21 protein-coding genes are annotated in these 18,029 nt (G+C 63.5%); 17 read left to right on the forward strand and 4 right to left on the reverse strand.

Features of this window, described 5'->3' with window-relative positions; all coding sequences use genetic code 11:
- The first annotated feature begins 13 nt into the window (after positions 1–13).
- Genes ACO07D_RS12775 through ACO07D_RS12785 form a run of 3 tightly spaced genes read left to right on the forward strand, consistent with a single transcriptional unit; the run spans position 14 to position 2,767 of the window.
- A complete protein-coding gene (locus ACO07D_RS12775) occupies positions 14–1,966 on the forward strand; it encodes a nitric oxide reductase activation protein NorD (RefSeq protein WP_421703329.1) in 1,953 nt (650 codons plus the stop codon).
- Positions 1,963–2,508, forward strand: coding sequence for a cytochrome c oxidase subunit 3 (locus tag ACO07D_RS12780; RefSeq protein WP_421703330.1), 546 nt, complete (start codon positions 1,963–1,965; stop codon positions 2,506–2,508). Before ACO07D_RS12775 ends, ACO07D_RS12780 begins: the two co-directional genes overlap by 4 nt.
- Before the next feature lie 46 nt (positions 2,509–2,554).
- Positions 2,555–2,767: a hypothetical protein gene (locus tag ACO07D_RS12785; RefSeq protein ID WP_421703331.1), complete on the forward strand. Its 213-nt coding sequence runs from the start codon at positions 2,555–2,557 to the stop codon at positions 2,765–2,767.
- Positions 2,768–2,774: 7 nt separating this feature from the next.
- Here ACO07D_RS12785 and ACO07D_RS12790 read toward each other — a convergent pair whose 3' ends face one another.
- Positions 2,775–3,458 carry a Crp/Fnr family transcriptional regulator gene (locus tag ACO07D_RS12790; RefSeq protein WP_421703332.1) on the reverse strand — a complete coding sequence of 228 codons (684 nt, stop codon included), beginning with the start codon at positions 3,456–3,458 and terminating at the stop codon, positions 2,775–2,777.
- 207 nt (positions 3,459–3,665) lie between these two features.
- On the opposite strand from ACO07D_RS12790, the gene ACO07D_RS12795 reads away from it, so the two are divergent.
- Genes ACO07D_RS12795 through menA form a run of 4 tightly spaced genes read left to right on the forward strand, consistent with a single transcriptional unit; the run spans position 3,666 to position 5,817 of the window.
- The gene (locus tag ACO07D_RS12795) at positions 3,666–3,875 is read left to right on the forward strand and encodes a hypothetical protein (protein WP_421703333.1); all 210 of its coding nucleotides are present in this window, start codon (positions 3,666–3,668) and stop codon (positions 3,873–3,875) included.
- 6 nt (positions 3,876–3,881) lie between these two features.
- Entirely contained in the window at positions 3,882–4,136 is a 255-nt protein-coding gene (locus tag ACO07D_RS12800; protein ID WP_421703334.1) for a hypothetical protein, read from the forward strand.
- A complete protein-coding gene (locus tag ACO07D_RS12805) occupies positions 4,133–4,900 on the forward strand; it encodes a ubiquinone/menaquinone biosynthesis methyltransferase (protein ID WP_421703335.1) in 768 nt (255 codons plus the stop codon). The genes ACO07D_RS12800 and ACO07D_RS12805 overlap by 4 nt, the downstream gene beginning before the upstream one ends.
- Positions 4,897–5,817: a 1,4-dihydroxy-2-naphthoate octaprenyltransferase gene (menA, locus tag ACO07D_RS12810; protein ID WP_421703336.1), complete on the forward strand. Its 921-nt coding sequence runs from the start codon at positions 4,897–4,899 to the stop codon at positions 5,815–5,817. The genes ACO07D_RS12805 and menA overlap by 4 nt, the downstream gene beginning before the upstream one ends.
- Before the next feature lie 68 nt (positions 5,818–5,885).
- Here menA and ACO07D_RS12815 read toward each other — a convergent pair whose 3' ends face one another.
- A complete protein-coding gene (locus ACO07D_RS12815) occupies positions 5,886–6,356 on the reverse strand; it encodes a copper chaperone PCu(A)C (RefSeq protein WP_421703337.1) in 471 nt (156 codons plus the stop codon).
- A gap of 201 nt (positions 6,357–6,557) precedes the next feature.
- Here ACO07D_RS12815 and nosZ point away from each other — a divergent pair, with 201 nt between their 5' ends.
- From nosZ to ACO07D_RS12865, 10 genes are all read left to right on the forward strand, one after another.
- On the forward strand, positions 6,558–8,855 hold the full coding sequence (nosZ, locus tag ACO07D_RS12820) for a Sec-dependent nitrous-oxide reductase (protein WP_421703338.1): 2,298 nt from the start codon (positions 6,558–6,560) through the stop codon (positions 8,853–8,855).
- 79 nt (positions 8,856–8,934) lie between these two features.
- Positions 8,935–9,594: a c-type cytochrome gene (locus ACO07D_RS12825; RefSeq protein WP_421703339.1), complete on the forward strand. Its 660-nt coding sequence runs from the start codon at positions 8,935–8,937 to the stop codon at positions 9,592–9,594.
- Positions 9,595–9,614: 20 nt separating this feature from the next.
- On the forward strand, positions 9,615–10,340 hold the full coding sequence (locus tag ACO07D_RS12830) for a c-type cytochrome (protein ID WP_421703340.1): 726 nt from the start codon (positions 9,615–9,617) through the stop codon (positions 10,338–10,340).
- Positions 10,341–10,407: 67 nt separating this feature from the next.
- A complete protein-coding gene (locus tag ACO07D_RS12835) occupies positions 10,408–11,589 on the forward strand; it encodes a hypothetical protein (protein ID WP_421703341.1) in 1,182 nt (393 codons plus the stop codon).
- Between the two features lie 4 nt (positions 11,590–11,593).
- Entirely contained in the window at positions 11,594–12,874 is a 1,281-nt protein-coding gene (nosD, locus tag ACO07D_RS12840; RefSeq protein WP_421703342.1) for a nitrous oxide reductase family maturation protein NosD, read from the forward strand.
- The gene (locus ACO07D_RS12845) at positions 12,871–13,677 is read left to right on the forward strand and encodes a 4Fe-4S dicluster domain-containing protein (protein ID WP_421703343.1); all 807 of its coding nucleotides are present in this window, start codon (positions 12,871–12,873) and stop codon (positions 13,675–13,677) included. The genes nosD and ACO07D_RS12845 overlap by 4 nt, the downstream gene beginning before the upstream one ends.
- Complete coding sequence (locus ACO07D_RS12850; protein WP_421703344.1) at positions 13,674–14,657, forward strand: NapH/MauN family ferredoxin-type protein; 984 nt, start codon at positions 13,674–13,676, stop codon at positions 14,655–14,657. Before ACO07D_RS12845 ends, ACO07D_RS12850 begins: the two co-directional genes overlap by 4 nt.
- 5 nt (positions 14,658–14,662) lie before the next feature.
- The gene (locus ACO07D_RS12855) at positions 14,663–15,511 is read left to right on the forward strand and encodes an ATP-binding cassette domain-containing protein (protein ID WP_421703345.1); all 849 of its coding nucleotides are present in this window, start codon (positions 14,663–14,665) and stop codon (positions 15,509–15,511) included.
- A 44-nt stretch (positions 15,512–15,555) separates the two neighbouring features.
- Positions 15,556–15,999 carry a hypothetical protein gene (locus ACO07D_RS12860; RefSeq protein ID WP_421703346.1) on the forward strand — a complete coding sequence of 148 codons (444 nt, stop codon included), beginning with the start codon at positions 15,556–15,558 and terminating at the stop codon, positions 15,997–15,999.
- Positions 15,996–16,838: an ABC transporter permease gene (locus ACO07D_RS12865; protein ID WP_421703347.1), complete on the forward strand. Its 843-nt coding sequence runs from the start codon at positions 15,996–15,998 to the stop codon at positions 16,836–16,838. The genes ACO07D_RS12860 and ACO07D_RS12865 overlap by 4 nt, the downstream gene beginning before the upstream one ends.
- A gap of 33 nt (positions 16,839–16,871) precedes the next feature.
- On the opposite strand, the gene ACO07D_RS12870 is transcribed toward ACO07D_RS12865, so the two are convergent.
- Together ACO07D_RS12870 and ACO07D_RS12875 are read right to left on the reverse strand one after the other, a co-directional pair.
- The gene (locus tag ACO07D_RS12870; protein WP_421703348.1) at positions 16,872–17,405 is read right to left on the reverse strand and encodes a TlpA disulfide reductase family protein; all 534 of its coding nucleotides are present in this window, start codon (positions 17,403–17,405) and stop codon (positions 16,872–16,874) included.
- A complete protein-coding gene (locus tag ACO07D_RS12875; RefSeq protein ID WP_421703349.1) occupies positions 17,402–18,028 on the reverse strand; it encodes an SCO family protein in 627 nt (208 codons plus the stop codon). The genes ACO07D_RS12870 and ACO07D_RS12875 overlap by 4 nt, the downstream gene beginning before the upstream one ends.
- Between the last annotated feature and the right edge of the window lies 1 nt (position 18,029).

Genomic DNA, 18,029 nt, shown 5'->3' on the forward strand with positions numbered 1-18,029 from the left:
CGGGGGAGTACCCATGTCCGAGCGCGAATTCGACATTTTTGAACCGGAAGAGACGGTTGGCAAGATCTGGCACGCCTATGCCAGCCGACTGGACGCTCCGGATACCCATGAAGAGGCCGGGGTCGACCTGGCCGAGGTCCAGGGCCGCCTGGGCGTGTTCTTTCGCGGTCTGGGCGGCGCCCATGCCGCCGAGATCAAGCCCGCCGTCGCCCAGGTCAGCCACCACCGCCTGTCCCTGCGCCGCGCGTTGGGCACCTGGCGCGAACGCGAGGCGCGACCGAGCTTCGATGGCGAAGCCCTGCGCCTGCCTGAACGCATAACCGAATTTCCCGCCCGCGAGGCCAATGCGGCGCTGTTCTTCTGGATCGTCGCCTCGATGGCCCATGCGCCTGCGCCGATCCGCGAGGGCGACCCACTGCGCGCCGATCTGCGCGCGCTGGCGGCCTCGGTCGAGATGACGCGCGCCACGCTGGCCGATTGCCCCGGCCTGTCCGGGTTCTACGAGACCCTGTTGGGCGCCTGCCGCGCCGCGCGGCCTGACAGCTCTCTGCCGCGCTATGAGGCTGCTGTTGAGGCCGCGATTGACCACCTGCTGGGCGGTCCGGAGCCGAAGAACAAGCTGGCGCGTCAGATGCTGGTGCTGATCCGCCAGCCCGATGCGGACCTGTCAGAGTTCACCGCCCCCGCAAAATACCGCCCCTTCCGCCCGGTGCCTCTGTGGCCCGACATCCGCCCGCTGGCGCAGCGTCAGGAGGTGGACCGGCTGCCGGAAGGCGAAGAAGAGGGCAGCGGTGACGGCGAAGAGGCCGAGGGCACCAAACGCGCGCGCCGGTCCGAAAGCGACCTGGCCGAACGCAAGGACAGTCTGATCCTGCACAAATTCGAGGCGATCTTCAGTTGGGTCGAAAGCCTGAACATGAACCGCCGGGTCGAGGATGACGACGAGGACAACGCCCGTCGCGCCGCCGATGACCAGGACGAGCTGGCGCTGGGCCAGATATCGAAGAAGACCGCGACGCGGTTGAAATTCCACCTGGACCTGTCGCCCGAGGACGCCGAACGGGAACGCATTTCCGGCAAGTTTGTCTACCCGGAATGGGACGCGCGTCAGGGCACCTATATCCCCGATCACGCGCGGGTTCTGGCCTCGCTGGCCGATGAACCCGAAGAGGCCCCCGACTTTGTCACCGACCCTGGTGCGCAACGGCGCATCCGCGCGGTGAAACGCCAGTTCGAGGCGCTGCGCCCGAAACGGGTGATCCTGCCGCGTCAGTTGGAAGGCGATGAGCTGGACCTGGAGGCAGTCATTGCCAGCCAGGTTGAATTGCGCGCCACCGGCCACGGGTCTGATCGCGTCTACCGCGCCGCACGGACCCAGGAACGCGACCTGGCGATCTCGGTGCTGATGGACACGTCGCGCTCGACGGAATCGGCCATCGGCGACCGTATGGTGATCGATGTCGAACGCGAAGCGCTGGCCGCCTTTGCCTGGGGGCTGGATGCCTGCGGCGATGATTTCGCGATCAACACGTTTTCCTCGCTCAAACGCCAGCGGGTCTATGTGCAGACCTGCAAGGGCTTCGACGAGAAGATGAACGCGCGCATCGAGGCGCGCATCGGCGGCATTACCCCGGCCTTCTACACCCGCCTGGGCGCGGCGATCCGCCATGTCTCGGCAGAGCTGGAAGAACGCCCAAACTCGCGCCGCCTGCTGCTGGTGATCACCGACGGCAAGCCCAACGACCTGGACCACTACGAGGGCCGACACGGTATCGAAGACACCCGTATGGCGGTGCGCGAGGCACGGCGGCGCGGTCAAGCGGTGCATGGGGTCGTGGTGGATCAGAACGGGCAGGGCTGGGTCAACCGCATCTTCGGCAACGGCGGATTTTCCATCGTGCCGGATGCAAATAGACTAACTGCCGCATTGCCAGAGATTTACCGGCATATTACCGGTGGGGCATGAGCAAAGAAATATCTGAACCACATGTTTTAGATCAGCTGCCCGGAGACCTGATGATCTGGGTGCTGATCGTGTCGGAACTCCTGGTCTTCGGCGCGGGGCTGCTGGCCTTTCTGGGCGTGCGGGCGATGGACCCGGTGACGTTTGCCGCCGATCAGGACCACCTGAACCGGGTCGCGGGCGCGGTAAACACGATCGTGCTGGTGGCCTCGGGCTACTGTGCCGCGCGGGCGGTGAACTCCACCCGTCACATCCGCGCCTGGCTGGGCGGGGCAATGGCGCTGGGCGTCGTCTTCCTGGTGGTGAAATGGGTCGAATATGCCGAGAAGGCCCGGCTGGGCATCGGCCTGGAAAGCTCTGATTTCTTTACCTTCTACTACCTTCTGACCGGGTTTCACGCGATGCATGTGGTGGCCGGGCTGGTGATCTTCGCGCTGCTCATGCGCTGGAATTCGCACCGTAACCTCGAAGCTGGCGCGGCCTTCTGGCACATGGTGGACCTGGTTTGGGTCCTTCTGTTCCCGATCATCTACCTGGTGCGCTGAGATGGACAATAAAGCCCTCACATACGCCTTTTTGACCCTCGTCGGCTTGTCGCTCGTGACAACCCTGCTGGCCGAACGGGTGCCCGGCGCGGGCTACCTGTTCGTGGCCGGGGTCCTGGTGCTGTCCGGGCTGAAGGGGCGGGTGATCCTGACCCAATACCTGGGGCTTGCCCAGGCACCAAGCTTCCGGCGCGGCTTTACCGCCTTCCTGGTTGGATTCGTGGCGTTGGCTTTTGCGATCTATGCGATGGGCGGCTGAGCCGCCGTCAAACGTCGTCTGAGACGAAGTCCTTCAGCTGGGCAATGTCTTCGACATCCACGCTCTGGCGTTTCACCGAGACACCTTGTTTGCGCAGGTTGGCAAAGCTGCGTGACAGGCTTTCGGGCTTCATGCCCAGCCGTTTGGCGATCAGAACCTTGTCATATGGCAGGACCAGCGAGCAGGGCCCGTCCTCGACCGGGGCCAGAGAAATCAGGAAGGTCGCCAGGCGTTGCGCGCCGGAGAGCGCCTTGAGGTTTTCGATCTCCATCACCAACTCGTGCAGGTGCGAAAACGTCGAGCTCAGCATCGCTACCGCCAGGTCCGGGTCCGAGCGCAGCGTGTCGAAAACCACGCGGGTTTCGACCTGCATCAGCACCGAATCCTGTACCGCTTCGACCGTGACCGGGTACTGGCCGCCCTTCAACGCGACCGCCTCGCCGAAACTGTCGCCCTCGGAATAGACCGCCACGACGATCTCCTCGCCGCCCGGGGTGATGCGGATCAGTTTCACGCAGCCTTCGAGGATGACGAACATATGCGTCGCCGGGTCGCCCTGCACGAACAGGGTCGCGCCGCGCGCCACCTTGCGTTTGTGGCTGTCGCCCAGCAGGTTCAGCAACATCTCGTCCGGGACGTTGCGAAACAGGACCGAACGCTTGGCTGTCTTCAGTTCAGATTGGCTCAGCACGAGATACCCCTCATTTCCCGCGTGCGTGTAGGGCCTCCAACATTCCAGTACAAGGAAAAAGCCACAAGTCGCCAAGGATGTTGTTCCGCTGTCGGAATAAAATCAAGCATTTCGATACGTAAGGGCAGCCTTGTCAGATTGACCAAGATCAAGCCTTTGCGACCCGCGCTTCTGTAGGATCGGCTTGAACAGGACTGGAGAGTTGACATGAAGAAGCTTCCTTTTGCCGCAGCTTCCGCGCTGTGGTTGAGCGCTGGCGCGGCGCTGGCACACCATGACATGACCCCCTTGCGCGAGGCGGTGATGGACGGGCACAGCCATGCGGTCGGTGGGGCGACCTATTGGCTGGGCGGCGCCGTTGTGGCCATGATACTGGCGCTCTGGGCCGTGCAGCGTACGGTCTTTCGCAAGCGGTAAGTGCCGATGATGACAGAAACGACTCCCCAAAAGGATGGCCGCTGGCCTGTCTGGGCGCTGGCCGTGGTGCTCTACCCGTTCGCGGCCGGTGCGGCGGCGGTGAACCTGTTCTTTCTCAGCCTGATGAGCCAGGTCGTGGGCCTGCGCGTGCTGTCGACCACCGAGGCGATTATCGGTGGCCTGATCCTGGGCATCCCCTTCGCCTGGATCACGGGCCGCTGGATTCGCGGGCTGATCGACGAGGCCGAGGACGGCCAATGAGCACGGGAAAACCGGCCCGCGCCGCCCGTCTGGACGAGCTGCGCGAAACCTTCGGCGACCGTCAGGTGGCCGAGGGCGAGCGCAAGCGCGAGGTCAACGATCTCTTTGATCGGATCGCGCCGCGCTATGACCTGATGAATGATCTGATGAGCTTCGGCACCCACCGGATGTGGAAAGCCGTTACCGTACGTGAGGCTCTGCGTCAGCTGGACGGCAAGACCGGCCCATTGGTGGATCTCGCCGGGGGCACCGGCGATTTGGCCCTGGCGATCAAGGAGCGTGAGCCGACCCGTCAGGTGATCGTGGCGGATGCCTCGGCAGGCATGCTGGAGCAGGCGCGTCAGCGTGGTGGCGACGGTTTGAACTACCTGCACGCCGATGCCGAGGCGCTTCCCTTGGAGGACGGCACGGCCGCGGCCATCACCCTGGCCTTCGGGCTGCGCAACATGACCGACCCGGCGGGCGCCCTGCGCGAATGCGCGCGCATTCTTGCGCCCGGTGGCAGTTTGGTGCTGCTGGAGTTTTCGCGCCCCGCCGCCTGGTTCGCCCCTTTCTATGGGTTGCATTCGCGCTGGGTCATTCCGGCGCTGGGGGCGCTGGTCGCCCGCGACAAGGGCGCCTATACCTATCTTGTGGACTCGATCCGCCGCTTTCCGGCCGCCGGAGACATCACGCGCGAGCTGGAAGGGGCCGGGTTCCATGTAACCCGCACGCGGCCTTTCATGTTCGGCGTCGCGATGCTTCACGTGGCCGAGGTGACATGACCGCATCCGTTGCCCCCCGACCCACTCAAGCGGAGCTGATCGCCCGGCTGAGCAAATTGTCGCGCCCGGCCCGCTGGGTCATTGCCGCGCGGGTCAAGACGCTGGGCCTGTCGCTGGTGCCGGTGGCGGCGGGCAGCTGGCTGGCGGCCGCGCAGGGCAGCTGGAATCCGGGGGTCATGGTGGCGGCAATGCTGGCCGCCGCGCTGATTCAGATCGGTACCAACCTGTGGAATGACGCAGCCGATGCGAAAAGTGGTGTGGATGGGCCCGAACGCCTGGGCCCGCCGCGCCTGACCTCTCTGGGTCTGCTTGATCCGGACCGGGTGCGTTTGGCGGCGGCCGGGGCGTTCCTTCTATCCGGCCTTCTGGGGCTTTACCTTACCACCATTGGTGGCTGGGTCATCGTTGCCATTGGCCTGGTCTCCCTGGCGCTTGGCTTTTTCTATTCGATGGGACCGCGCCCCCTGTCGGGCACGCCCCTGGGCGAGCTTCTGGTGATCGGCTTCTTCGGCGTGGTGGCTGTGGCGGGAACGGTATACCTGCACGGGCAGCCGGTGACGGGCGAGGCCGTGGCGCTGGGGGCGATCATCGGCCTGCCCGCCGCCGCCGTGCTGCTGCTCAACAATCACCGCGACCGGGTCACGGACGCGCGCGCCGGCCGTCGCACCCTGGCGATCCTGCTGGGGCAGGGGGCGTCGCGTGTGCTCTATGCCTTGCTGCTGGCGGGAGCGGTGATCTGGGCCGCGCTCTGGTCCGGCGCGGTTCTGACCCTGCTGCCTGCGGCCACCCTCGGGCTGGGTCTGGCCGTGGCCATGGCCCGCCTGCCGGTCAGCGCCGCGTTGAACCGGCTCATTCCCGGCACGGCACTGTTTCAACTTCTGGTTCTCTTGGGGATTGCGGCCGGTCCGACCCTGTAGGGGAGGGGGAGGTCGGGACCGGCCTGATCCCCGCGGCACTGAACTGGGAGGCGCGCCGCGGGTAGGGGTTAGTGCGAATGCGCCATCGGCATGGCGCCTGCGGCCTTGATCGGCCAGCTCAGGGTAACTTCCCCAGCCTTTTCAAAGACAAGCGTGGCTGTGACCTCCTCGCCTTCGACAAGGGCGCCGTTCAGCTGCATGCACATCAGGTGCAGCCCGCCGGGTTGCAGAACCGCTTCGCCGCCGGCCGGGATCTCGATCGCCTCGACCTGGCGCATACGCATGACGCCGCCCTCGTCCTTGATATGAGTGTGCAGTTCCGGTCGGCCACAGGCCTCGGTCGTGTAGCTGACCAGCCTGTCCGCTTCGCCCTTCGAACGAATCGTCATGAAGGCAACGCCCGCCATGGCCGTCGCCGGGGTGGCGCGCGAAAATGCGCCGGTGATTTCCAGGCTGTCCGAGCTGTAGTCGGCCGCAACACTGGGCAGCGCGGTCAGCGTTAAAGCCACCGCGGCGCCAAGAATGGAACGATGTTTCATCTGTGGTTGAGTTCCTGTCGTGATGTTTCGGGTTTGCGTCCTGAGCAGGGACGTTAATCGCCTGAGGCGGGTCAATCTTGATGAAAGTCAAGTCCTACATATCGGTTTCGTGATTTGACGAAACCCGGAGCTGGCCCCCGGGCACCGGCCCGCGCGTGATGACGACATGCGATGCAAACCGCCCGGAAACGAGGACGCACAATGAAAAACATTCGCAAGCGCTTTGCCGCGACAGCGAGCGTTGCCACCTTGGGCCTCGCGATGACCGCAAACGCGGTCTCTGCCGAGTCGCTTGAAGAGGTAATGGAACGCCGGGGCCTGTCCCAACAGGACCTTCTGGCTGCCGCGAAAACCTATACGCCAACCGGGGGGCGCGACGAGTTCATCGTATTCTCGTCCGGCGGTCAGTCGGGCCAGATCATGGTCTACGGTGTGCCGTCGATGCGCATCCTGAAATATGTTTCGGTCTTCACGCCCGAACCCTGGCAGGGCTACGGGTTCGACGAAGAATCGAAAGCCATCCTGGAATCGGGCGCCGTTGACGGCCGCGAGGTCCACTGGGGCGACACCCACCACCCGGCCATCACCGAAACCGCTGGTGAGATGGACGGCGAATACCTGTTCATCAACGACAAATCGGCCCCGCGCGTCGGCGTCGTCTCGCTGCACGATTTCGAAACGCAGCAGATTGTCGTGAACCCGATCCTGCAGTCCGAACACGGCGGCACCTTCGTGACCCCGAACTCGGAATACGTGATCGAGGCTGCACAATATCCGGGTGTTCTGGGTCGTGGCTTTGCGCCGCTGTCGGAATTCAACGAGAAGTTCCGTGGCGCCGTCACCTACTGGAAATTCGACCGTGAAGCGGGCCGCATCGACCCGTCGAAGTCGTTCTCGCTCGAGCTGCCGCCTTACTCGCAGGACCTTTCGGACGCCGGTAAGGGCGTGTCGATGGGCTGGTCGTTCACCAACTCGTTCTGTGCCGAACGCTATGTCGGCGGGATCGAGTCGGGCCGTCCGCCGTTCGAAGCGGGCTGTTCGCAGGGTGACACCGACTTCCTGCACGTGATCAACTGGGAAAAGGCCGCCGAGGTCTATGAATCCGGCAAGGTCACCATGATCAACGACCACCCGGTCATCATGATGGACACCGCCATCGAAGAAGGTCTGGTCTACCTGATCGCCGAACCCAAGTCGCCGCACGGCGTCGATGTCTCGCCTGACGGCGAATACATCATCGTCGGTGGTAAACTGGACACCCAGGGCTCGGTCTACAGCTTCTCGAAAATCAAGGCCGCGATCGACGCGGGCGATTTCGAAGGCACCGACCCCTACGGTATCCCGATCATCTCGATGGAAAAAGCGCTGCACAAGCAGGTTCCGCTGGGTCTTGGCCCGCTCCACACGCAGTATGACAGCACGCCTTGTGTGGTCTACACCTCGCTTTACGTGGACAGCCAGGTCGTCAAATGGGACTACTGTGAAGGCAAGGTTCTGGACAAGGTCTCGATCCACTACAACATCGGCCACCTGGTCGCGATGGAAGGTGAATCGGTTAGCCCGGACGGCAAGTATCTGATCTCGCTCAACAAGCTGGCGATCGACCGGTTCAACCCCGTGGGTCCGCTGCACCCGCAGAACCACCAGCTGATCGACATCTCGGGCGACAAGATGGAGCTGCTCTACGACATGCCGGTGCCGCTGGGTGAACCCCACTACGCCACCGCCATTGCCGCCGACAAGCTGCAACCGCTGGTTCGCTACCGCTACGGCACCAACTCGCGCACCGGTGGCAAACACCCCGGCGCTGTGCGTCCGGGCCAGGAGCGCATCGAGCGTGACGGTGACCACGTCAAGGTCTACATGACCGCGATCCGCTCGCACTTCACGCCGGAAATCGTCGAAGTGAACGAAGGCGACACGGTCGAGTTCATCATCACGAACTCGGAACGTGCCGAGGACGAAACCCACGGTTTCGCTGTCTCGACCTACGACGTGAACCTGTCGCTGGAACCGGGCAAGACCGCGACCGCCAAGATCGTGGCCGACAAACCGGGCGTCTTCTCCTTCTATTGCACCGAGTTCTGCTCGGCCCTGCACCTGGAGATGACGGGCTTCCTGGTGGTGAAACCGGAAGGCTACGTGGAAGAGGCCGCTGCTGAAGTGTCCGAAGGCCAAGCCTACACCAAGGACGACTTCGACAAGCAGATGACGACCAACCTGGAAACCCAGGCCGTCATCGACAGCGTGGTCGCCTACATCACCTCGCATAACTACCAGGACTTCCCGGAAGTCGTGGCTCTGGTGGAAGACGCTGTTGACCAGCTGAACTTCGCCACCGAAGCCCGCACGAAGGCCGAGGAACTGGCCGCCGCCGAAGACTGGCAGAACGCGACCCTCTGGGCCGGCCAGTGGTGGCAGTACCAGGTGAAAGCCGCCGACATCGGTCTGCGCGCCAAGACCTACCTGGACGAAAACGGTGCGGTGAAAGCCGAATAATCGGCACCCCAAGCTCAAAGCGGGCGGCGACATTGTCGCCGCCCGCACCCCCCCGAAACCTAACTATCAGGATTGACTTATGCGCGCTCTGATCTCCGCAATCATCCTTGGTGTCGCCGGTGTCGCAGGCTCTACCGCCTCCGCCGCAGACGAAGACACCTTGCGAGCCGGCAAACGGGTCTACATGACCAAGACCTGCCTTGCCTGCCACGGACGGAACGGTGCCAAGCCGATCATGTCCTACCCCGCCCTTGCCGGGCAAAACGAGAAATACCTGATCGAACAGCTGGAGCTGATCAAGTCGGGCGAACGTTCGGGCTCGGTCGATCCGGCCACCGGCCACCCCTACATCCAGGGCATGGCCGACATCATGCACCTGCTGTCCGAAGACGACATCAAGAACGTCTCGGCCTGGCTGGCCGAACAGACGCCGGCCGCGCCCGAGGTTCTGGACCCGGCCCCGTCCGAAGACGAACTGGCCGCCGGTGCCAAGGCCTACAAGCGCCTGGGCTGTCGCTCCTGCCACGGCAAGGAAGGCGAGAAAGCCACGAACAAGGCCTATCCGATCATCGCGGGCCTGGACCGCGACTACCTGATCCGCCAGATGACCGACATGCGTGAAAAAGTGCGCACTGGCGGCAAGGTGAAACTGATGTTCGGCGTGATCAAACGCGCCGACGACGAAGACATCGCTGCGATCGCGACCTGGCTGAGCCAGTACGACCGCACCGCTGATTGAAACAAGAAAGGACGCGCGACATGAAAAGCACCGCACTGACCGCCATTCTGGCTGCCGCCCTGACCCTGGGCACCCCCGCCGCCTTCGCCGGCGCCGACCACACGCCGGCCGATGGCTGGAACGAAGGGGGCGGGGAGCAGGACGAAGCCCTGACCCTGACCCCGGACCTGGACAACGGCCTCTATGTCTACGAGGTCTGCTCGGCCTGTCACCAGCTCAATGGCTGGGGTCTGACCGATGGCACCTTCCCGCAGATCTCGGGCCAGCACCCGAATGTCATCATCAAGCAGCTGGCGGACATCCGCGCGCTGAACCGTGACAACCCGACCATGTATCCCTTTGCCCTGCCGCAGGAAATCGGTGGCTCGCAGTCGATCGCCGACGTGGCGGCCTATATCGCCAACCTGCCGATGAACCCGAACCCGGGTGTCGGCGCGGGCGACGACCTGGAGCACGGCGAGGCGCTGTACAAGGAAAACTGCGTGCGCTGTCACGGCGAGAACGGCGAAGGTTCGAACGAAAAGTTCTACCCGGCGATCTACGGCCAGCACTACAACTACCTTGTGCGCCAGTATGAATGGATCCGCGACGGCAAACGCCGCAACGCGAACCCGGACATGGTGAAACAGATTGAGGGTTTCTCCGAGCGCGATACCCTGGCTGTTCTGGACTATGTCAGCCGCCTGAAGCCGCCCGCAGAAAAAGTGGGTGACCCGGACTGGGTGAACCCCGACTTCGACTGGTAAAACAAGCACCTCTGTGCCGGGCGGCGTGAACTGCGTCGCCCGGCCTCACCCCACAGAGAGCAGAACAATGAGCACCTCGAAAACCGACCGCCGCGGTATCGTCTACCGCGTCCTGACCCTTGTTGCCGTCTCGCTGATCGCGGCATCCTTCTTCTCGCCGGGCTGGTGGGTCTCGCTGACCGCGCCGAACTACCCCGAGGCGACCTTCCCCCAAGGCATCCGCATCCTGTTCCACATGGACAGCGTCCAGAACGGTTGTGACATCCGTGACAGCGTGGAAGTGCGGGAAACCGAGGCGCTCGACTGTGTCCACGAGATGGACACGATCAATCACTACGTCGGTATGTATCCAATCGCCTCGGGCGGTCCGGTGGAAAAGGCGTTCTCGCCCTTCCTCTTTGCCATGCTGGGCGTGATGGGCCTGACCTTTGCGGCGCCGGGACGCAAGACGCGCCTGGTGGTGGCCGTCATCGGCTTTGGCGGCATTGCCGGTTGGATGACCATGGCGATGTATGGCGAGGACGGGATCAGGCTGCACACCAAGAATTATGTTGAGGGTATGGTTGTGTCGCTGGGCCAGGATGCAGGCGAAACGGCGGTGAACCCGAACCTGCCCACCATCGTGCAGATGTTGCAGCAATCGCTGGCCGAAAGTGCTGCCGATGAGGTCGAGGCGGTGGCCGAAAGCGGTGATCGCGCCGCGATGATCACCACCCTGAAACGCGCCTACGAGCTGGACAATGCCAAGCTGCCGGTGGCCGAACAGGAGGAATGGAACGGCTCGGTCATGCAGGTGTTCAAGTGGCACTATGCCAAGTCGCTGGGCCGCTGGTTCAACGACCCAGAACGCAACGAGCCGCTGGTCCGCACCATGGATGGCGTCGCACAGATCCTCTATGCTGGCGTGATCGCCTTCATGGCGCTGATGATCTTCGCCGCCTGGTCGGTGCGGTCGATTTTCCACTGGATCCTGGTGATAGCGCCGATGGCGTTGCCGGTCGGGTTCCTGGCGGAATACGCGGGCTGGCTCTGGTGGTATGGTCACACGCTGAACGAGATGGGCGCCTTTACCCTGAAACCCTTCATGCCGACCGTCTTCGGTGACGGCAAGGTGGCGCAGTTTGCCACCCACAGCTACCCGTCGACCGGTTTCTTCCTGATGCTCGCCTCCTCCGCTCTGCTTCTTCTGGCCGCTCTGATCCGGTTCAAGCAGGTGCGTCTGGCAGGTGAGGCCGCAAAAAGGATGTAAGACCATGGGAGTTGCGCGAACACTCCTTCACACGATCTGGACAGGGATTGCGGCGGTGCTGATCGCCGCCCCGCTCCAGGCAGGCCCGCTGCAGGACATGATCGACGCCACACCGGACGGCGGCGAGATCGTACCCCCTGCAGGCACCTATGTTGAACAGATCACCATCGACCGCAACGTGACCGTGGACGGGCGCAATGGCGTGGTGATCGACGGCGGTGGTGAAGGCACCGTCGTGACCCTGTCTGCCGACAGCGCCGCGTTGAAGAACGTGACGATCCGCAACTCGGGCCGGTTGCACAACAAGGTCGACGCCGGGTTGCGCATTGCGGGCAATTTCAACGTTGTCCGGGATGTGTCGATTGAGAACAGCTTGTTTGGCATCGACATGACCCAGGCCTCGAACAACGTGCTGCGCCGGATCTACATCAGCTCCAAGGACATGCCGCTGGAGCTGCGCGGGGATTCGATCCGGATCTGGTACTCGAACGACAACAAGCTCGAGGACATGACGATTGAGGATGCCCGGGACATCGTCATCTGGTATTCCGAGGGCGTGGTGATCCGCGACAGCCGCATTCGCCGTGGCCGCTATGGCATCCATTTCATGTATGCCCATAACAACATCGTCGAGAACAACGAGATCACCGACTGCGTGGTCGGCGTGTTCCTGATGTATGCCAACCACATCACCGTGCGCGACAATGACATTCTGCGCAGCTGGGGCGCTTCGGGCCTGGGCATCGGTTTCAAGGAAGCCTCGGGCGCGGTGATCCAGCGCAACAACCTGATCGGCAATGCCTCAGGTGTCTATCTGGACCCGTCGCCCTGGGACCCGGATATGACCAATGTCTTCGAAGACAACGTGATCGCCTACAACGGTATCGGGGTCGAGTTTCACACCGAGTGGAAGGGCAACCACTTCCGTCGCAACAGCTTTGTGTCGAACTTTACCCAGATTTCCGTGCGCGGCCGGGGCTCAGCGATCAACGAAAGCTGGGAAGGCAACTATTGGGACGACTACGCGGGGTTCGACAAGGACGGCGACCGCGTGGGCGACGTGCCCTATGAGATTTACAACTATGCCGACCGCATCTGGATGGAGGTGCCCTCGGCCTCCTTCTTCCGTGGCGGATTGGCCCTTGCTACGCTGGATTTCGTCGAACGGCTCGCGCCGTTCTCGGAACCGCGCCTGTTGATGCGTGAAGAGGCCTCGATGATGGATCGCCCGGTGGCAGAACTACCGACGGTCGCCCCGCGCAGCGCATTGGAGATGCTGCAATGACCGACAAACCGGACCCGAAACCTGCCGTCGCACCGGTCGGTGCGCCGAAGAAGAAAAAGAAGATGACCCGCCGCGAGCTGGAGCGGCGGCGCATGTTGCTGCGCTCGGTCGGGGCGGGGGTGGCTGCCGTGGCGGCTGGCCTGGTCGGCTGGTACCCGGTGCGCGCCGAGGTCTTCGACCGCCTGCGCCCACCCGGGGCCATTCCCGAAGATGACTTCCTGGCTGCCTGCATCAAATGTGGCCAGTGCGTGCAGGTCTGCCCGGTCGAGGCCATCGTGCTGGGCGACGGCGACGAGGGCTACGGGCTGGGCGTGCCCTATATCGACGCGCGCAAACAGGCCTGCGACTTCTCCTGCGACGCCACGCAATGCGTGTTGGCCTGCCCGACCGGGGCGCTCAGCCACGACATTTCGAAAAAGGAAGAGGTCGACATCGGCTTTGCCCGCCTGGCCCGCCCGGATGCCTGCCTGGCGATGAAGGGGCTGGGCTTCAAGGGTTACGTGCAGGGCGAGGATTTCAACGGGTTGCTGCGGTATGAGGAAATCGACCGCTGGAACCCGATCCCTGTGGCCGACCACCCCTATAACCTTGAACTCTGCGACCTCTGCGTGCGCGAATGCCCCATTGAGGGCGCGATCAGCCTGGAACCGATGAGCGACGATCCGGACGAGAAACGCTTTGTCCCCGTGGTGCACGACGCCTGTGTCGGCTGCGGCACCTGCGAGATGATGTGCCCGACCGAACCCGCCTCGATCGTGATCGACACGGAGTTGTCCCTCAAGCGTCAGGAGGGTCTGGCATGAGCTTTCGCTGGTACCTGCATAAAACGGCAATGATGTTCGGCGCCGCGCCGCGCAAACCCACGGCCGCCGAGGAAACCGAGGCCGCGCGCGCCGAGAAGAAACACCAGAAGACGCCCGATGAAGCGAAGAAGCGCAAGGCGATCATCGCGCATGAGCTGGAATACCCGGTGGTGAACCGGAAATGGAAATACGCGCGCTGGACCTCGATATTCATCATCAATGCCATGTTCATCGTGTCCTTCAGCTGGGACGTGCAGCTGGTCGAAGGCGCGCTGACCGCCTCGCGCTTCCTGGGTTTCCACATGGCCGACCCGACCGCGGCGATCCAGGTCACACTGGCCTACAAGGATCTGATGCTGAACCTTCTGATCGGCACCGTGACGGTGATCATCGTCTGGTGGTTCTTTGGCGGGCGCGCCTTCTGTTCCTGGGCCTGCCCCTATCACCTGCTGGCCGAATGGGCCGAGGCGATCCACCTGTTCCTGGCCCGCCGCGGCTGGGTCAAGGATCACCCGTTCCACCGCGGCATGCGCGTGGTGCTGTGGTTCGTCTTCATGGCGCTGGCGCTGTTCACCGGCTACACCGTGTTCGAATACATCAACCCGGTGGGCATCGTGTCCCGCGCCCTGATCTACGGGCCGACCATTGCGCTGATGTGGGTGGCTTTCCTGCTGAGCTTTGAGATCTTCTTCTCGCGCCGTTTCTGGTGCCGCTATGCCTGCCCGATGGGGCTGACCTATGGCGTGTTGGGCACCGCCGCGCCGGTGCAGATCCAGTACGAGCTGGACAAATGCGTGCATGAGGGCGAGTGTCGCGAGGTTTGCCTGGTGCCGCATGTCTTGGAGATCACCAAGATGGGCTATGCTCAGGATACTGTTGAATATATCGCGCCGGATTGCACCCGGTGCGGGCTCTGCGTCGATGCCTGTCCGCAAGGCGCGCTGAGCTTCAAGATGCGCGGGCTGGACGGGGTGATCTGATGGGCATGATCCGTATCAATGGGCTGACCAAGCGGTTCGAACGCCGCGCGGTGTTGGATGAGCTGACCCTGTCGCTGGACGCGGGCGACCGCGTGGCGCTGATCGGCTCGAACGGGGCCGGCAAAACCACCCTGTTCCGCTGCCTGCTGGGCCATTACCGCTACAAGGGCGAGGTCGGCTTTGAAGGGGCGGGGGCCACGCGGCGCGACATGTCCCTGCTGTCGCGCGTGGCCTTCGTGCCGCAGCTGCCGCCGCCCCTGCGCATGCCCGTGGGCGAGTTGCTGAGCTTTGCCGAGAAGGGCGCAGGCGCTGATCGGGCCCGGATGCTCGATATCTCCGGCAAGATGGGCATCGATCTGGACGAGGTTCGCTCGCGTCCCTTCTATCGCCTGTCTGGCGGGCAGAAGCAGAAGATCCTGGTGACCGTGGCGCTGGCGCGGGCTGCCGACCTACTGATCTTCGACGAACCGGCCGCCAACCTCGACCCGGCCGCGCGCGCGGTGTTCATCGACCTGCTGGCTGAACGCAAGGACGCCTCGATGTTGATCGCCAGCCACCGGCTGGAAGAGGTGGCGCCCCTGGTCAATCGGGTGATCGAACTTGACCGAGGTAAAGTCGTGCTGGACGATTCGGTGGTAGACAGGTTGAAAGCGGGCGCGTTTCGCAGTTGCCGCATCGGCATTGCCGAGCCGCACCCGACCTTCGCCAATGCCCTGGCCGAGTGGGGCTTTACCGGCACGGACACCCTGTTCGAGGGGCGCATTCCCGCCGGTGACACCCTGCGCTTCCTGGGGCTCTTGAGCCGCTACGCAAGTCTGATCGAGCGGCTGTCGTTCGAGACGGGAGATGAGTGATGTGTCGTTGTTCCCATAGGCATTCGCGCCGTTCGGTGTTGGCCATGATTGCCGTGACCCCGGTGCTCGCGGCCTGCAAACCGCAGACCGAGGGCCCCGAGGATATCCGCTGGGGGCGTGAGACCTGCGAGATTTGCGGCATGATCATTTCCGATCCCCGGTTTGCCGCAGAGGTGCGCGGGGGCGAGGAGAAGAAGCTCTATAAATTCGACGATATTGGCGACGCGGTACATTGGTTGGCGCTGCAAAGCTGGAACCAGGATCCGGAGGTTGAATTCTGGGTCATGGACAGCAATAACGGCACGGAATGGCTCGACGCGCGGCAGGCCTTCTATCATCCCGACGTGATCAGTCCGATGGATTACGGCTATGCGGCCGTGGCCTCGGCTGAGCCCGGAACGGTTCCCTTTGCGGTCATGAAGACCGGGGTGATGATGAAGGGGCTGTCCAGTCGGTGCCTGCCTGTCGAGGAGATTGCCGCCAAATGACCCAAGCCCCCCGTGCCGGTTTCGGCCTGATGCTGCGGCTGGAGCTCGCAGAGAGTTTGCGCTCGCGCTGGTTTCACTTCTATTCGGTCGTCGTGATCGGCCTGATGCTGCTGTTGATCGGGACAGGTATCTCGGAAAGTCGCGTTCTGGGCTTTACCGGCCTGTCGCGTCTGCTGGTCACCTATATCCAGATCACCATGGCGGTGCTGCCCTTGTTCATCATCGTCGCTACGGCGCGCTCGATGGTAGGGGATCGCGAGGCCGGGAACCTGGAATACATGCTGGCCTTTCCGGTTGGCCTGGGCACCTGGTTCTGGGGGCGTTTCGTGGCGCGGCTGGTGCTGATCCTGCTGCCGGTGCTGTTGGCCCTGGGCATCGCCGCGGTCTTTGGCGCGATGAAAGGGCATGAAATCCCCTGGCGCCACGTCGGGCTCTACTCCGGTCTGACGGCCGCGCTGGCGACCTGTTTCCTTGGCATCGGCTTCTTTCTGTCCGCTGTCAGCCGCTCGACCGAGGTCGCCCTGGGCGCAAGCCTGATGATCTGGCTGCTTCTGGTGGCGCTTCTGGACCTGCTGCTTCTGTCGGTGCTGATCAAGGCGCAATTCGTGCCCGATTTCGTCATCGCCATCGCGTTGGCCAATCCGCTGCAGAGCTTCCGAACCGCCTCGATGATCCTGTTCGACCCGCAGCTGATCCTGCTGGGCCCGGCAAGCTATGTGATCTTGGACAATTTCGGGGTCAATGGCTACGTGGCTTGGGCTCTGACCTATCCGGCGGCGATTGGGTTGGCCTTTGCCGGGCTGGGCTACTGGCGCTTTGCGAAATCCGATCTGGTCTGAACCGGTGACGTAGCCGAGTTGGGGCTGGTGGGATTACCCCATCAGCCGCGACAGCCAGGCGCCAGTCAGCGGGTCATCCCATTGCGCCTCACCGGCCACGGTAAATACGTGCCGCCCGTCCGGGTCGATGATCGCCGTGGTGGGCAGCTTGGCCGTGCCCATGACCGCGTCCATGTTCTCGGGTTCTCCCAACAGGATCGGCAGATGCGTGAGGCCGATATCGGCATAGAACTTGCGCACTGGAACGACGCCGCGGTGATCCACGGCCAGAGGCAAAAGGATGGCCTGTTCGGGATCCAACCGGGCCGAGAGCCGGTCAAGCGATGGCATTTCCAACCGACAGGGCACACACCAGGGTGCCCAGAAGTTCAGGATCACCCAGCGCCCGCGCCAATCGGAAAGCGGCGCCTCGGATCCATCCTCACGGTTGATCAGCAGGGCCGAGATATCCGCCCCGCCCGGCACGGGCTGGACCAGCGCCGCTGCTGGGGGAACGGTCCCGGCAGCGCGCAGCGGGGTGGCACAAAGCGACAGCCCCGCCAGGACCAGGCGCCGTGTCAGGGTCATTCGATAATCGCGGTCTCGATTGTCTGCTTCACGTCCGCCGAGATCTCTTCGGCCGCCATGCCATGCGGGAAGCGGCGGATCAGGTGGCCGTCGGGGCCGATGAAAGCGATCGAGGCGGTGTGGTCGACCGAATAGTCTTCGGGCTTGGCAGGATCGGGCACGTGGAACTCATAACGTGCATTGAAGGCCTTCACCATGTGGTCGGTATAGGCCTTGGGTCCGCGCAGGCCGACGATGCGCTCGTCGAAGAACTGCACGTATTCGCGCAGGCGCTTGGCGGTGTCGCGATCCGGATCGACAGTGACGAAGAGCACGGTCACGCCATCGGCAACCTCCCCAAGCTGTTCCATCACATCGGCAAGGGTCGACATCGAGGTCGGGCAGACATCCGGGCAGCCCATGTAACCGAAATAGAGCAGCACGAAGCGGCCCTGCAGGTCCTCGTCCTTGACCACGTTGCCATAGGTGTCTTCCATCAACCAGCGGCGGCGCTGCGGCATGTCATCGACGCCCGGTTCTGGCTCCAGGTCGGCATGCTGCGCCCAGGCGGGCAGGGCGGGCAGGCAGAAGGCCCCGGTGGTCCAGAGCGCTGATGTGGTCAGAAAAGCACGGCGGGTGGTCATG

The sequence above is a fragment of the Aliiroseovarius sp. genome (assembly GCF_965228805.1).
Lineage (GTDB): Bacteria > Pseudomonadota > Alphaproteobacteria > Rhodobacterales > Rhodobacteraceae > JASBTN01.